Below are 13630 nucleotides of genomic sequence, written 5' to 3'. Positions count from 1 at the left end.
AACCGAAACGGCCGGCACCGGTGTACTCGGCCGCACCTCGGGTTTGTCCTGTAAAACAGGACTTGTGTTTCATAAAACAGGACCATAGCCTGAGGCTGAGATCGCCGGAACGGGAAACCAGGCTGTCGGAGAAGGGACAACGTGTGGGCAGGCAGGACAGCGACGTCGTGGTCGTGGGCGCCGGACCGGTCGGGATGACGGCGGCCGCGCTGCTCGCCGCGCGCGGTGTCCGGGTGACCGTGCTCGAACGCCGCACCCGGACCAGCGACGAGCCCAAGGCGATCAGCATCGACGACGAGTCGTTGCGGGTCTATCAGTGGGCCGGGCTGGCCGACTGCATCCTGAAGATCATCGTGCCCGGCACGGGGACCCGCTACTACGACGCCACCGGACGGCCGGTGTTCCAGACGCGGGCGGCCCAGCCGTGCCGGTTCGGCTACCCGTCCAAGAACCCGTTCGCACAGCCGGACCTGGAACGCGAACTCGCGGCGCACCTGCGCGCCCGGCCGAATGTCACGCTGCATCTGGGGACCGCCGTCACGGCGCTGGCACAAGACGCCGACGGTGTCGAGCTGCAGACCACGCGAGGACCGGTGCGAGCCCGCTTCGTGCTTGGGTGCGACGGGGGCCGCTCGACCGTCCGGGAACAGCTGGGCATCGGCATGACCGGCCGCAGCTACGGCGACGCGTGGCTGGTGGCCGACCTGCTCGGCGACCGGCACGACGAGCGCTACGGGATGCACCACGGCGACCCGGATCGCCCGCACGTCATCATCCCCGGGCGGGACGGGCGCTGCCGGTATGAGTTCCTGCTGCGGCCGGGCGAAGGCGAACCGGGCGTGCGACCGGACCTCGGCTTGGTGCGCCGGTTGCTGGCGCCCTACCGGGAGGTCACCCCCGCGCAGGTCGAACGACTGGTCACCTACCGGTTCCACGCCGTGGTTGCCGACCGCTGGCGCGTGGGCGGCACCTTCCTGCTCGGCGACGCGGCCCACATGATGCCGCCCTTCGCCGGTCAGGGCCTCAACTCCGGCATCCGGGATGCCGCGAACCTCGCGTGGAAGATCACCGATGTGCTGGCCGGTCGGCTGGCGGAGTCCGCTTTGGACACCTACGAGACCGAACGGCGACCGCACGCGGAAGCCACCGTGCGGCTGTCGGAGCGCCTGGGCCGGATCGTGATGACGACCCGCCCGCGCCTGGCACGGCACCGGGATCGGCTGATCGGCGCCGCGGTGGAGACCGACGCGGGGCGTTCGTTCTTCGAGCAGATGCGCTTCCGCCCGCCCCACGTCTACACCGACGGCCTGCTCTCGGGGCCACGCGAGCTGGTCGGGGTGACGGTCGGGCAACCACGGGTGTTCGACACCGGCAGCAGGCGGATCCGGCTGCTGGACGACGCGCTCGGCCCGGGCTGGGCGCTGGTGGGTGTCGGAGTGGGCCCGGCCGACGTGCGCCGCGCGGCCGAATCGGTGGCCGTGCTGTCACCGTCGCTGGTGCAGGTGCCGGTCGACGACCGCATGCCCGCGGCCGGCGACTTCACCGCGTTGATCGATCTCGACGGCCGTCTGGACGAGGAGTTCGCCGCCTACCGGGGCCGGCTCGTGCTGCTTCGTCCGGATCGGTTCGTCGCTGCCACGTGGCCGGCCGGTCAGGCACCCGACCTCACTGCTTTGCACCTGGCCGCGCGGCCCGCGACGGCGGCCGCGTAACACGAAAGGAACGGACGTGCCACACCAAGAACGGGTCACCCTGCCCGAACCGGAAACCGCTGGGACGTTGCGCAGGACCGCCACGTCACACCTCGGCCTGCGGGTGCCCGATGTCGCCGCGTGCAGCGAGTTCTACTGCCGCGTGCTCGGCATGGAACCGCAGGCGGAGCTCTCGGGCGGCGGCGCGCGGCTCGGCTGGGGCCGCGGGCACCACGTCATCGATCTGCTGCCCGGCGAACCGGCGGTGGACCACATCGCTTTCGAGATCGCCGACCCTGGCGGCTTGGACGCACTGGAGAAGCGGCTTCGCGAAGCCGGTCACCCGGTGTCCCGGTTGGACGAGTCCTTCGTGGACGAGGCCGTGGCCGAGCCGTCCGGATTGGTGTGCACCGACCCGGACGGCACCACGGTGCACTTCCACGGTCCGGTGCGGCGCTCGGGTGAGCACGCCGCGGACACCGGGCGGCGGCCGATCAAGTACCAGCACGTCACGCTCGCCACGACCGACGTCGCCAGGATGGCCGCGTTCTACACCGGGGTGGCCGGATTCCGCATCTCGGACCAGCTCGCCGACGGCGGTTTCGCCTGGCTGCGCAGCAACTCCGACCACCACACGCTCGCGATCGTGCGGGGCCCGCGGGCGGGACTGGACCACTACTCCTACGACCTGGCGCAGTGGGAAGACTTCAAGGCCTGGTGCGACCGGCTCACCGAGGAAGAAGTCGACGTCGTGTGGGGGCCGGGCCGGCACGGGCCGGGCAACAACCTCTTCGTCTTCTTCGACGACCCCGCCGGCAACCACGTGGAGCTGTCCGCGGAGATGGAGAAGTTCCACGACGACCGTGTCACCTACGTGCCCCGCCGGTGGACCCCGGTGCCGCGCAGCGTCAACCTCTGGGGTGGCCAGCTGCCGGGCTGGCGCAAGACGTCATGAGCTCGGCTTTGTTGTCTCACCGGCCGGTGCACGGCTTCGTTGACGACGAGTTCGCCGTCGGGTTCGCCGCATCCGGCCTCGGTCTCGAAGCGATCGCCTCGGCCCAGCGGGAATCGTCCTACCTCGTGGTCTTCGGAATCTTCGGTGAACTCCCCATCGAGCGGGACGGGCAGCGGCTTCGGGTCACTCGCTCGGTCGCCGCGGTCGTGAACCCCGGTGAGCGGCTGGTGGTCCGGCCCGGCGGGGGACCGGCCGGGATGCTCGTCGTCCGGTTGTACCGCCGGTTGGTGCGGCGGGAACTGACCGCGTTGCTCGGCCGGGAACCCGGGACGGATCCGCGGTTCACGCTCGCCCTCGACCTCGCGCAGCCGACCGGGCCGGGCATCCGCGACCTCGTGCACGGCCTGCTGGGCCGGCCCGCCGTCCGCGAGGCGGAGGTGCGATCACTCGTCACGAGCCTGCTGCTCGCGCACCGCCACACGCATTCCGGGCTGCTTCCGGAAGACTTCGGTCCGCGGTACCTCGCCCGGGCCGTCGAGTACATCGAGGCCCACCTCGCCGAACGGATCACGCTGGGGGACCTCGCGCAGGCAGCGGGACGCAGCGCGCGCACGGTCGACGCGGCGTTCCGCGAGCACCTCGGCGTGTCACCCATGACGCACGTCCGCAACCTCCGGCTGGACCGGGTCCGTGCCGCGTTGCCGGCGTCCCGGCAGAAGACGGGCGTGATCGCCCTGAATGCCGGGTTCACCCATCTCGGCCGGTTCGCGGCCGCCTACCGCGAGCGTTTCGGCGAACTTCCGTCGGCGACGCGACGAACAACTTTGCGATGAAAGGTGGAAGGTGATGGAGACGGGTAACCCGTGGGACTACATCCAGCCCTGGGACGAGGACCTGATGGGTCCGGAGATCCGCGATCCCGAGGCGCGGCGGAAGTGGGAGCTCGCGGTGTCGATCGCGGGCGGGCTGCCCTACATCTGGCGCGAGCCGGCCAGGCCGGTGTCCGAGATCGTGTACGGATTGCTGGAGCTGCGGCCCGGCGACCGCGTGCTGCTGATCGGGGAGGGCGTCGGTCCGGCGGGCTGGGACAAGGAGATCCAGGCACTCGTCGGTCCGGAAGGGACGGTCGACTCGACGGAGATCATCCTCGACGGCCGCCGCGCCGTGCTGTCCGGTACGAAGGGCCGCAACGGAGTGCGCGGGTGCTGGCGGTGGGACTACGCCGACGGAGCCGAGGACGAATCCTACGACTGCGTCGCCGTGCTCCAGGCCACGCAGCATTGCGACGACTGGGCGGAGACGGCCGGTGACCTCCTGCGCGTCCTGAAGCCCGGAAGGCGGATCGTGCTGGCCGAAGCGGTCCTCCGGGGACCGACCTTCGAGTCGCGCGTCGACGCCGACGTGCACCTGAGCCAGTGGTTCCGGAAGATGTTCGAGTTCGTCCCACCCGTCGAGATCCCGTACTACTCGGGTGAGGAGGTCCGGGCCGCTTTCGGCGACCGCGTGGCCGATCCGCGCGTGTTCGAGTGGCGTGGCATCGAAATGTTCTGGGGCCGGAAGAAATAAGGGCAATCGCGCCGATGCCAGTTCGAGACGAGGAGGCCTCCCCGTGCGGGTAGTCGAAGACATCATCGCTCTGGGTTCCGCGGAACCTCTGCAGAGCGTCGTACGCGACGAGCACCTGCTTCTGTCGCCTCCGCACCCACCGAAGGTGCCGGTCAAGCTGTGGGGTGAGCACCCGCCGTTGTCGGTGGTGCACTACCCGCAGGAATACCAGGATCTGCCGTACGCCCCGCCACGCGGTGTCTACGAGAACGACGAGGTCCGCGTCGAGTGGCAGATCCTGGAGGGCCGGCAGCCGTTCTACCACCGCAACTGCGACGTGGACGAGATTTCCTACCAGATCGCCGGCGAACGTGCCCTGATGACCGAGCTCGGTGTGCTCGACCACCGGCCCGGCGACTTCTCCCGCATCCCCCGTGGGGTGGCGCACGACAACTACTGCGTGGCCGACAGCCACCTGCTGTTCTACATTCCGGCGCCGGTCAGCGAGCTGGTGCCGGGCACGCGCGAGTCCCAGACGAGGTTCCCCGCGTTCCCCGGCTGGCGGGCGGGGGAGGCCAACGAGGCGATCACCCAGTGCATGGGTTCGGTCGGCCACGACATCACCGTCTTCCCGGCCGACGAAGAGCAGCTGCTCGGCCACGTCCACGGTGCGCGCCGCCGCATCCAGCTCCTGCGGCCCGACCCCGGCCAGGCCACCACCTGGCTGTACGGGACCGACCGCATCCGGCTCGGTCACGTGCGCGTCGCCCCCGGCGGCGAGCGGCGCTACCGGCGCACCCTCGACGCCGACGAGATCCAGTACCAGGCGCACGGCCGCCGGACCCTGCTCACCCAGCGCGGTGTCGTCGACCTCGAGCCCGGTGACTTCGTGCGCATCCCGCTCGGGATCGCCCACGCCAGCGCCGCGACCGAGGCCGGTGCCTACCTCAGCCTGCTCTCGCACCGCGAACTGCCGCAGATCGCCGAGACCAGCCGCATCGCCGACACCTACACGCCCGAACGGCTCGCCACCCTCGGCGCGGAGGTTTGCTCATGACCACGATGCTCGCACTCCGCGCCCATCGCGGCGCGGAAACGCTGGTCCTGGAAGAGGTTCCCGTCCCGGAGCCCGGTCCGCTCGACGTGGTCGTCAAAGTCGCCTCGGCAGGCTTGGCTCCGGGCATCATGCGCCTGCTGCAGATGGGCGTGTTCAAACACCTGCCCACCACCGTGGGCCACGAAGCCGCCGGCACCATCGCCGCCGTCGGCCGTGACGTGCGCGGCCGCACCGTGGGCGACCGCGTCCGGGTGCACCCGGTCCTGAACTGCCGTGACTGCGCCCACTGCCGCACCGACCGCGACATGATGTGCGCCCAGAGCGCCCTGCTCGGGCACGCGGCCCTCGGCCAGGGCGCCATGCCGCTCTACGCGGAGTACCACGACGGCGGGCTCGCGGAGTACATCCGGGTTCCGCACTGGCTGATCGACGCCCTGCCGGACTCGGTCGGTTTCGACGTCGCGGCCAAGGTGCACGACCTCGCCAACGCGGTGAGCGCGCTCAAGTGCGCCGACCTGCCGGTCGGGTCCACCGTCGTCGTGACCGCCGCGACCGGCACCATGGGCACCGCGACCGTCAAGCTCGCGGAACACTTCGGCATCGCGCAGCTCGTCCTGGTCGGCCGGGACCGTGCGCGGCTCGAGCCCGTCGCCGGGCTGGCCGGCGTGCCGACCGGTCTCGTCGCCCTCGACGACCTTCCCGAAGGCTGGGCCGCGAGCGGCGCACTGACCGGACGGCTGCGGGAACTGGCGCCCGGCGGAGCCGATGCCGTGATCGACTTCATCCCGGACGGACCGGCCACCGGCCAGGCGATGGCCGCACTGGCCACCGGCGGCTCGCTGGTCCACATGGGAGCCAACGCCACCCCGCTGGCGCTGCCACCGGTGGCGATGATGATGCGGTGCTGGCGGTTCCTCACCACGCGCGCCTGCACCCGCAACGACACGCGGGCGGTCTTGCGGTTGCTCGAGACCGGTGCCCTCGCGTGCGACGAGCTCATCACCCACCGGTTCCCGCTCACCGACGCGATCAAAGCCGTGGACGCGATCCAGCAGCGCGTCGACAAGCCGATGTGGATGACCGTCGTCAACCCCTCATCGGAAGGGATGGCTTCCGGATGACACAGCAGGTTGCGGTGATCGGAGCGGGCGGTCACACGGGGCGGCACGTCGTCGCCGAGCTCGCCCGGCGCGGGATCAGGACCCGAGGCCTGGTGCACAGCGAGCGCTCCGCCGAGACCGCCCGGGAGGCCGGTGCGCACGACGTGGTCTCCATCGACCTCGACGGGCCGGGCTCGCTGAGGGCGGCGGTGACCGGGTGCGACACGCTGGTGTTCATCGCGCCGCCGTTCGACGCCGGCGAGGAGACCCATACCGCCGACGCCCTGCGTGCCGTGACAGCCGAGCACGTCGGGCACTTCGTGTACTACTCGGTGCTGCACGCGAATCTGCCCGACATGCCGCACCACGTCCGCAAACTGCATGCCGAAAGCCTGGTCCGGCGGTCTTCGGTGGGCTGGACGATCGTGCAGCCCGCCATGTACCAGCAGTCGCTGCTGCGGTTCGTGCAGGCCCCTCGCGACGGCGTGGTCCGGCTTCCGTTCCGGCCCACGGCGTCGTTCCAGCTCGTCGATCTCCGTGACGTGGCGGAAGTCATCGGCCTGGTCTGCGCCGAGCCGGGTGAGCACGTCTATGCGAGCTACGAGCTGGCCGGGCCGGAACGGCTGACCGCGGGCGAGATGATCCAGCGGATCGGGCAGGCCACCGGCGTGGACCTGCGGGCCGAGCACGTTTCGCCCTTGCAGTGGCCGCTTCCGCCGGAGCTGCCCCTCCCGACCGCGCTGGAGATGCTGACGATGTTCGCTCACTACGACCGCAGCGGGTATCCCGGCAATCCCACCGTCCTGAAACATCTTCTCGACCGTGGGCCCACGCCGTTGGCCACCACCGCACGCCGTGAGCGGTGAGGACGTCGTGGGCCCGGATCCCGCGCGGGCCCGGGCCCAGGGACGGTCAGGGCAGGAGCACGACCTTGCCGCCGGGGTGACCGCCGGCCACCAGCTCGTGCGCGGCCGCTGCTTCGGACAGCGGGAACGTCCGGCCGATCGGGAGTTCGAGCCGTCCCTGCGCCGCGAGCGGCAGCAGCGTCCGCCACGCCTCGCCCCGGATCTCGGTGCCGGGATCGGCCCCCGGTCCGCCGCCGATCAGCCGGATCCCGGCGGCCGCGCGGCCGAACGCCACCGCCGAAACGATCTGCGCCGGGTCGCTGACGAGCTCGAGGGACGCGTCGATGGCTTCGTCGGTGCCGGCGACGTCGAACACGCCGTCCACCCCGGACGGCGCCGCCTCGCGCAGCCGGTCGAGCAGCCCGTCGCCATAGGTGACCGGTACGGCGCCGTGCCGGCGCAGCAACTCGTGACGCGTGCCGCCGGCCGTGCCGACGACCTTGACGCCCGCGGCCACGGCCAGCTGCACGGCGAGAAGGCCGACCGCGCCGGACGCGCCGTGCACCACCAGCGTCTGACCCTCCTTGAGATCCAGCAGCGTCAGCGCGTGGACGGCGGTGCCGCCGGCCGCGAGCAGGCCGGAGGCGACCTCCCACGACACTTCGGCCGGTTTCGGCACCACGACGGCGGCCTTGACGGTCACCGCGGTGGCATAGCCGCCGCTCGGGCGCGCGACGACTTCGTCTCCCACGCTCAGCGGCCCCGCCGGGCCGGTCGCCCCATCCCCGACGGCGGTGACCACCCCGGCGACCTCCACGCCGAGCGAGATCGGCAAGGTCGCCGGATCGGTGCCGAACGCGCCGCTGTACACCTTGGTGTCGAACGGGTTCACCCCGGCGGCCCGTACCTCGATCGTCACTTCCCCCGGTCCCGGCGGAGGGACCTCACGGTTCACGAGGGACAGGTTCTCCGGTCCACCGAAGCCGGTGGCCACCACTGCTTTTGCCATGTCCGCGACAACCCCGCGACCTGCACCGGTATTCCGGCCGGACGTCCGCGGGACCTTGCTCACTCTAAAGGAGTTAATTAGCATCAAGTGCTTGATGCAAGACAGGTACTTGAGTACGGTGAAGGCAAGCAGGGCCAGGTTGGAGGAGATTGTGCGCGTTATCGCTGTGGAAGAAGCGTTCTCGGTCCCCGGGGCGATCAAACAGGAAGGTTCGATCCGGCAGGGCTTCGCGGTGCCGGGTCCGACGGCGCAGGAGTGGTTCCGGCGCCTGGCCGATCTCGCCGAGCTGCGGCTGGCGGACATGGACGCGAACGGCGTCGACATGCAGGTTCTTTCGCTGGCCTCGCCCGGTCTCGAGATGATCGGCGATCCAGGAGAGGCCGTCGCCGCCGCGCGGCTTGTCAATGACCACCTGGCCAAGGCGGTCGCTGAGCACCCGGACCGATTCGCGGGCTTCGCGGCCCTTCCGTTGCAGGACCCCGCGGCCGCGGTGGTGGAGCTGCGCCGGGCCGTGGAGGAGCTGGGGCTCAAGGGTGTCCTGTACAACGACCACGTGCGCGGCCACTACCTGGACGAGCCGCAGTTCAGGCCGGTTTGGGCGGAACTCGAGCGTCTCGGGGTGACGCTGTACCTGCACCCGGGCACGGTGCCGGCCGACAACTGGCGGGTTTTCGAGGGACATCCCGTGCTGGCCGGGCCGTCGTGGGGGTGGACCGCGACGGTGGCCGCCCACGCGCTGCGGGTGATCTACCGCGGCGTGTTCGACGAGTTCCCGGGCGCGTCGCTGACGTTGGGGCACATGGGGGAGCTCCTGCCGTTCCAGCTGGCCCGCCTCGACAGCCGCTACGCGCACGTGGCACCCGAGGACCGGACGCGGCAGCTGCCCTCGTACTACCTGCGGAACAACGTGTACGTGACCACCAGCGGTGTCATGTCGCACGCCGCGCTGCTGGGCGCCACCCACGCGGTCGGGATCGACCGGGTGCTGTTCTCGATCGACTACCCGTTCGAGTCGAGTGCCGAGGCGGTCGAGTTCCTGCGCACCGCGCCCTATTCCCCGGCCGACCTGGAGCGCATCGCCCACGGCAACGCGGAACGCGTCCTGGGATTGTGAACGTCGGTCCCCCGTCCACACAGGAGGGTGAGAGACGTGCGTCCGACCGGGTGACCTGGGCGCTCCGACGGGCAGAGCTGGCCATGCAGGCGCTGAAGGAACAGCGGCTGCGCTCGCTGGGATTGTCGGTGGCGCACTATTCGCTGCTCTATTCCGTCCACACCCATCCCGGCTTGACCGGGGCGGAGCTGGCCCGCCGCCTGGGCGTCACCCCGCAAGCGGTGGCCGCGCTGGCGGATCGGCTGGAGGAGCGGGGCCAGGTGGAGCGCAGGACGCATCCCCGGCACCGGCGGGTGCAGGAGCTGCACCTCACCGCGGCCGGACGCGCGGTGCTGGGCCTGGCCGACGCTGTCGTCGCGGAGATCGAACAGAAGATCACCGAGCAGCTGGGGGACGCGGACACCGCAACGCTCAGAGCTCTGCTCGGACGGGTCGCCGTTGCGGCCCGCGAACTGTGAAAGAGGCATCACGATGTCCGAAGTGAATGTTGTCCGTACAAAATGGTCGTCCGAAGAGGACGCCGACCGCTTCACCGTCGAGAACCCCGCGACCGGAGCGCCGTTGGCCGTGGTCCAGGGCGCCGGTGAGAAGGAAGTCGACTCGGCCGTGCGCGCCGCCTACGACGCGCACCTCTCGTGGAAGGCGCGGCCGCCCCGCGAGCGAGGCCGGTGGCTGCGGGCGGTCGCTCAGGCAGTGCGCGAGAACGCCGACGAGATCGCCGCGCTCGAGACGAGCGACAACGGCAAGCCCCTGTCGCAGGCGCGGCAGTTCGACCTCATGGCCGCGATCGGGATCTTCGAGTTGTTCGCGAGCCTGTGCGAGGCGATGCCGGGGCAGTTCCGCGACGAAGGGAACGTCCTGGATCTCACGCTGCTCGAGCCGTACGGTGTCGTCGGCGCGATCGTGCCGTTCAACTGGCCGCCGATCCACACCGCGAGCAAGCTGGCCCCGGCGTTGGCCGCCGGCAACGCGGTGGTGATCAAGCCACCCGAACAGGCGCCGCTGTCCGCCCTCCGGCTCGTGGAAATCATCCAGTCCATCCTGCCCGACGACGTCGTGCACATCATTCCCGGCACCAACCGGATCGGCGCGGCGCTGGCCGGCCACCCGCTCGTCGGAAAGATCTCGCTCACCGGCTCGCCCGCGACCGGCTCGGCGGTCCTCAAGACCGTCGCCGACAACCTGACGCCCACCTTGATGGAGCTCGGCGGCAAGAACCCGTTCATCATCTTCGGCGACGCGGACCTCGACTCCGCGCTGCCGTGGGCGATCGAGGGTGGCTTCTTCAACCAGGGCGAGGCGTGCACGGCGGCGTCGCGCGTCCTGGTCCAGGCCGACATCCACGACGAGGTCGTCCGCCGCTACGCCGAAGCGGTGCCGCGGCTGCGCGTAGGCGACGGCGCCGACCCCGGGACCCATGTCGGACCGATGGTCAGCGCCGCCCAGCGCAAGCGAGTACTGGACTACATCGACATCGGCGTCAAGGAAGGTGCGACGATCGCGGCACAGGCGCCACTGCCGGACGACCCCCGCCTGGCCGGCGGGTTCTACGTTCCGCCCACGCTGTTCACCGGCGCCCACCCGGACATGCGTATCGCCAAGGAAGAGATCTTCGGCCCGGTGGTGACGCTCATTCCGTTCCGTGACGAGGAAGAAGCGGTCCGCATCGCCAACGGTACCGACTTCGGCTTGCTGGCCGCGGTGTTCACACGTGACTCGGAGCGCGCGCTGCGCGTGAGCCGGGCGCTGCGGGCCGGGTTCGTCATGGTGAACAACTACAACCGCGCCTTTACGGGAACTCCGTTCGGTGGCGTCGGCGCGAGCGGGTACGGCCGTGAAGTCGCGCTGGAGACCTTGCACGAGTACGGCTACAGCAAGAGCATCCGGCTGCCCTCCGGCACCGCCGACATCCGCCGTTGGGCGCCGTCGGTCGAAGTCAGCGGGTGAACTCGGCGTCGTAGCCGTAGATCCAGCCGTTGCGCACCAACGGGTCCGTCCCGGCGAGGGCGGCGTCCCGCGCCTGCTGCCCGGGACCGTCGGGCAGGTGATTGGTCTTCCGGCGGGCGCGGCTGGGAACATCGGGTGCGCCGCATCGCCCAGCAGCGTGATCCGGCCGCGACTCCAGTGCCGCAGCGGCGGGCGGTCCAGCAGCGCCCAGCGGCCCGGGACCTCGCCGGCGGTGATCAAGTCCGTGACCTGCGGGTCCCAGTCCGACGCACCACGCTCACCACACGGTTGACCGGTGCCGGCCGGGCCTGGTCGCCCGCGGAGGCCGAGAGAGCGCGCGAGTTCTGGATGACAATGACGATCACCGCGTTGACGATCGCCGCGGCGATGCGGAGGCTGTGATGGCCACCCCGGCGCGCTGCCGCTCCAGCCGGTGACTCACGACCTCCTTATGGCCCTTATCCGACGGGCCGCGAGTTGGTTGACTTCCTGCGTGAGGATCTTGGGTGCGCTGCTCGCCGTCCTGCTCGCCGCCGCCGCTCTCGCGGTTCCCGTGACCCGGGCCGAGGCGGACCCGCCGTCCTGGACCGGGCCGCTCAGCACCCGCGGCCGGTACGTCGTCGACGCGCACGGCGACCGCTTCAAGCTGAAGGCCGCCAACTGGCACGGTGCGAGCGGAACGTGGACCGGCTCCGGCGACGTGACCGACGCGGCGAACCACCACGCCGGCGAGATGGCCTACCAGACCCCGCTCGGGCTCGACCGCGCGTCGATCGACACGGTCGTCGACGGGCTCGCGCAGCTCGGCCTCAACAGCGTCCGGCTGCAGTTCTCCAACGCGATGCTCCACGACACCCGGCCCGTCCCGGACCTGGTCGCCAACCCGGACCTGCACGGCCTGACCCCGCTGCAGGTCTACGACCGCGTCGTCGACCGGCTGACCGCGCGCGGGTTCGCCGTCATCCTCAACAACCACACCACGACCTCGCGCTGGTGCTGCGGGCTCGACGGCAACGAACGCTGGAACACCGCGCAGACCGAGCAGCAGTGGCAGGACGACTGGTTGTTCATGGCGCGCCGCTACGCCGCGAACAAGCGCGTCGTCGGCGCCGACCTGTACAACGAGGTCCGTCGCAACACCTTCGACGATCCCAATTGGGGCTGGGGCAACGGCACCGATTGGCAGCGCGCGAGCCAGCAGGTCGCCGACCGCATCCTGACCGAGGCGAACCGGGACCTGCTGATCTTCGTCGAGGGCATCAACTGGACCGGGCTGCCCATCGACGGCTTCGCGCACGGCCGGCCCACGCTGGAACCCGCCCGGACGCTGTCGCACACGCTCGTCGACTCGGGCAAGCTCGTCTATTCGGCGCACTTCTACGGCTACACCGGGCCCAACCACTCCGGCGCGACCGGGATCGGCGAAACACACGATCCGCGCTACCGCGACCTCTCACCCCAGGAACTGCGGGACATCCTGTACCGGCAGGCGTTCTTCGTCTCCGCCGACACCGGCAAGCACTACACCGCGCCGCTGTGGATCAGTGAATTCGGCGAAGGCCGCAACACCACCGACCCGGCGTCGCGCGCGTTCTTCGAGAACTTCGTGAACTACCTGGCCGAGACGGACACGGACTTCGCCTACTGGCCCGCGGTCGGCTTCCAGGCCAACGGCTCCGGCGACGGTTGGGGCCTGCTCGAATACGACTCGGCGGGCCGCCGCATCGACGTGCTCGACGGAACGGACTGGCGCGGCCCGGCGTGGCAGCGGCTGATCTCCGCCCCCGCCCGGACCGGGCCGATCCCGGCAGCCGAGCGCTGGTCGATGCTGAACCTGGACTACGGCGACTTCCAGGAGTCGCGCCAGGTGCGGGCCCTGCCGGACTGGGACCCCGGCGCCCGCAAGGGTGCCTGCCCGGACGGCCAGTGGCTCGCCGGCCTGGCCCACACCGGCAACCGCGGCCTGTGTACCGGGACGCTCGGCGCCCCGGCCGGGTACGTGGTCGTGCGCGACGAGACCTACGTCGACACGGACTGGGCGTCCGGCTACACCAAGACGCAGTGCCCGCCCGGCCACGCGGTCGTCGGGTACAGCGTCCGGGGCGCGGCCTTCTCGGCGGTGTTGTGCGGCCGGTCGGCGGCACCGCCGGGCCGCACGGGCCGCACGGTGTGGTTCGACCGCGGCGACAACCGGCCGTCCGGTGACCCCGGCGGCGACTTCGCGACCGGGAACTACAAGGGCCAGTGCGCACCGGGGGAGTACGTCGCCGGCGTCGCCTACACCGGCCGGATCGGCTCGAGCCGGACGCCGGACGCGCTGCTCTGCCGGTCCGCGCTTGAGTAGCACCCTCACCGTTCGCCTTGTGA

At 70.8% G+C, this 13630-nt stretch carries 12 protein-coding genes; 11 read left to right on the top strand and 1 reads right to left on the bottom strand.

Annotated elements, in window-relative coordinates; all coding sequences use genetic code 11:
* Positions 1-20 precede the first annotated feature (20 nt).
* From A3CE_RS0109605 to A3CE_RS50685, 7 genes are read left to right on the top strand one after another with little or no spacing between them, the layout of a single operon-like run.
* Positions 21-1712 (top strand): bifunctional 3-(3-hydroxy-phenyl)propionate/3-hydroxycinnamic acid hydroxylase, encoded by a 1692-nt coding sequence (locus tag A3CE_RS0109605; RefSeq protein WP_125591756.1) that lies wholly within the window; start codon positions 21-23, stop codon positions 1710-1712.
* 16 nt (positions 1713-1728) lie between these two features.
* Positions 1729-2646 carry a VOC family protein gene (locus tag A3CE_RS0109600; RefSeq protein WP_020639863.1) on the top strand — a complete coding sequence of 306 codons (918 nt, stop codon included), beginning with the start codon at positions 1729-1731 and terminating at the stop codon, positions 2644-2646.
* 26 nt (positions 2647-2672) lie between these two features.
* Positions 2673-3479, top strand: a complete 807-nt coding sequence (locus A3CE_RS53415) for a helix-turn-helix transcriptional regulator (protein WP_020639862.1) — start codon at positions 2673-2675, stop codon at positions 3477-3479.
* A 13-nt stretch (positions 3480-3492) separates the two neighbouring features.
* Positions 3493-4212, top strand: a complete 720-nt coding sequence (locus A3CE_RS0109590) for a methyltransferase domain-containing protein (protein ID WP_020639861.1) — start codon at positions 3493-3495, stop codon at positions 4210-4212.
* Between the two features lie 43 nt (positions 4213-4255).
* The gene (locus tag A3CE_RS0109585; protein WP_020639860.1) at positions 4256-5248 is read left to right on the top strand and encodes a cupin domain-containing protein; all 993 of its coding nucleotides are present in this window, start codon (positions 4256-4258) and stop codon (positions 5246-5248) included.
* Complete coding sequence (locus A3CE_RS0109580; RefSeq protein ID WP_020639859.1) at positions 5245-6369, top strand: zinc-dependent alcohol dehydrogenase; 1125 nt, start codon at positions 5245-5247, stop codon at positions 6367-6369. The genes A3CE_RS0109585 and A3CE_RS0109580 overlap by 4 nt, the downstream gene beginning before the upstream one ends.
* A complete protein-coding gene (locus A3CE_RS50685; protein ID WP_020639858.1) occupies positions 6366-7214 on the top strand; it encodes an SDR family oxidoreductase in 849 nt (282 codons plus the stop codon). Before A3CE_RS0109580 ends, A3CE_RS50685 begins: the two co-directional genes overlap by 4 nt.
* Positions 7215-7260: 46 nt before the next feature.
* On the opposite strand, the gene A3CE_RS0109570 is transcribed toward A3CE_RS50685, so the two are convergent.
* The gene (locus A3CE_RS0109570) at positions 7261-8112 is read right to left on the bottom strand and encodes an NADP-dependent oxidoreductase (RefSeq protein ID WP_245589473.1); all 852 of its coding nucleotides are present in this window, start codon (positions 8110-8112) and stop codon (positions 7261-7263) included.
* 241 nt (positions 8113-8353) lie between these two features.
* Between A3CE_RS0109570 and A3CE_RS0109565 the strand changes: the two genes are divergently transcribed.
* From A3CE_RS0109565 to A3CE_RS0109545, 4 genes are all read left to right on the top strand, one after another.
* Positions 8354-9316, top strand: coding sequence for an amidohydrolase family protein (locus A3CE_RS0109565; RefSeq protein WP_026468320.1), 963 nt, complete (start codon positions 8354-8356; stop codon positions 9314-9316).
* Positions 9317-9366: 50 nt separating this feature from the next.
* A complete protein-coding gene (locus A3CE_RS0109560; RefSeq protein WP_020639855.1) occupies positions 9367-9774 on the top strand; it encodes a MarR family winged helix-turn-helix transcriptional regulator in 408 nt (135 codons plus the stop codon).
* 13 nt (positions 9775-9787) lie between these two features.
* Entirely contained in the window at positions 9788-11263 is a 1476-nt protein-coding gene (locus A3CE_RS0109555) for an aldehyde dehydrogenase family protein (protein WP_020639854.1), read from the top strand.
* Positions 11264-11756: 493 nt separating this feature from the next.
* Entirely contained in the window at positions 11757-13607 is a 1851-nt protein-coding gene (locus A3CE_RS0109545; RefSeq protein WP_376741605.1) for a glycoside hydrolase family 5 protein, read from the top strand.
* The last annotated feature ends 23 nt before the right edge of the window (positions 13608-13630 follow it).

This window comes from Amycolatopsis balhimycina FH 1894 (assembly GCF_000384295.1).
GTDB classification, from domain to species: domain Bacteria; phylum Actinomycetota; class Actinomycetes; order Mycobacteriales; family Pseudonocardiaceae; genus Amycolatopsis; species Amycolatopsis balhimycina.
Note: the sequence above shows the minus strand (reverse complement) of the source record. Positions and strands in the feature narration are given on the sequence as shown.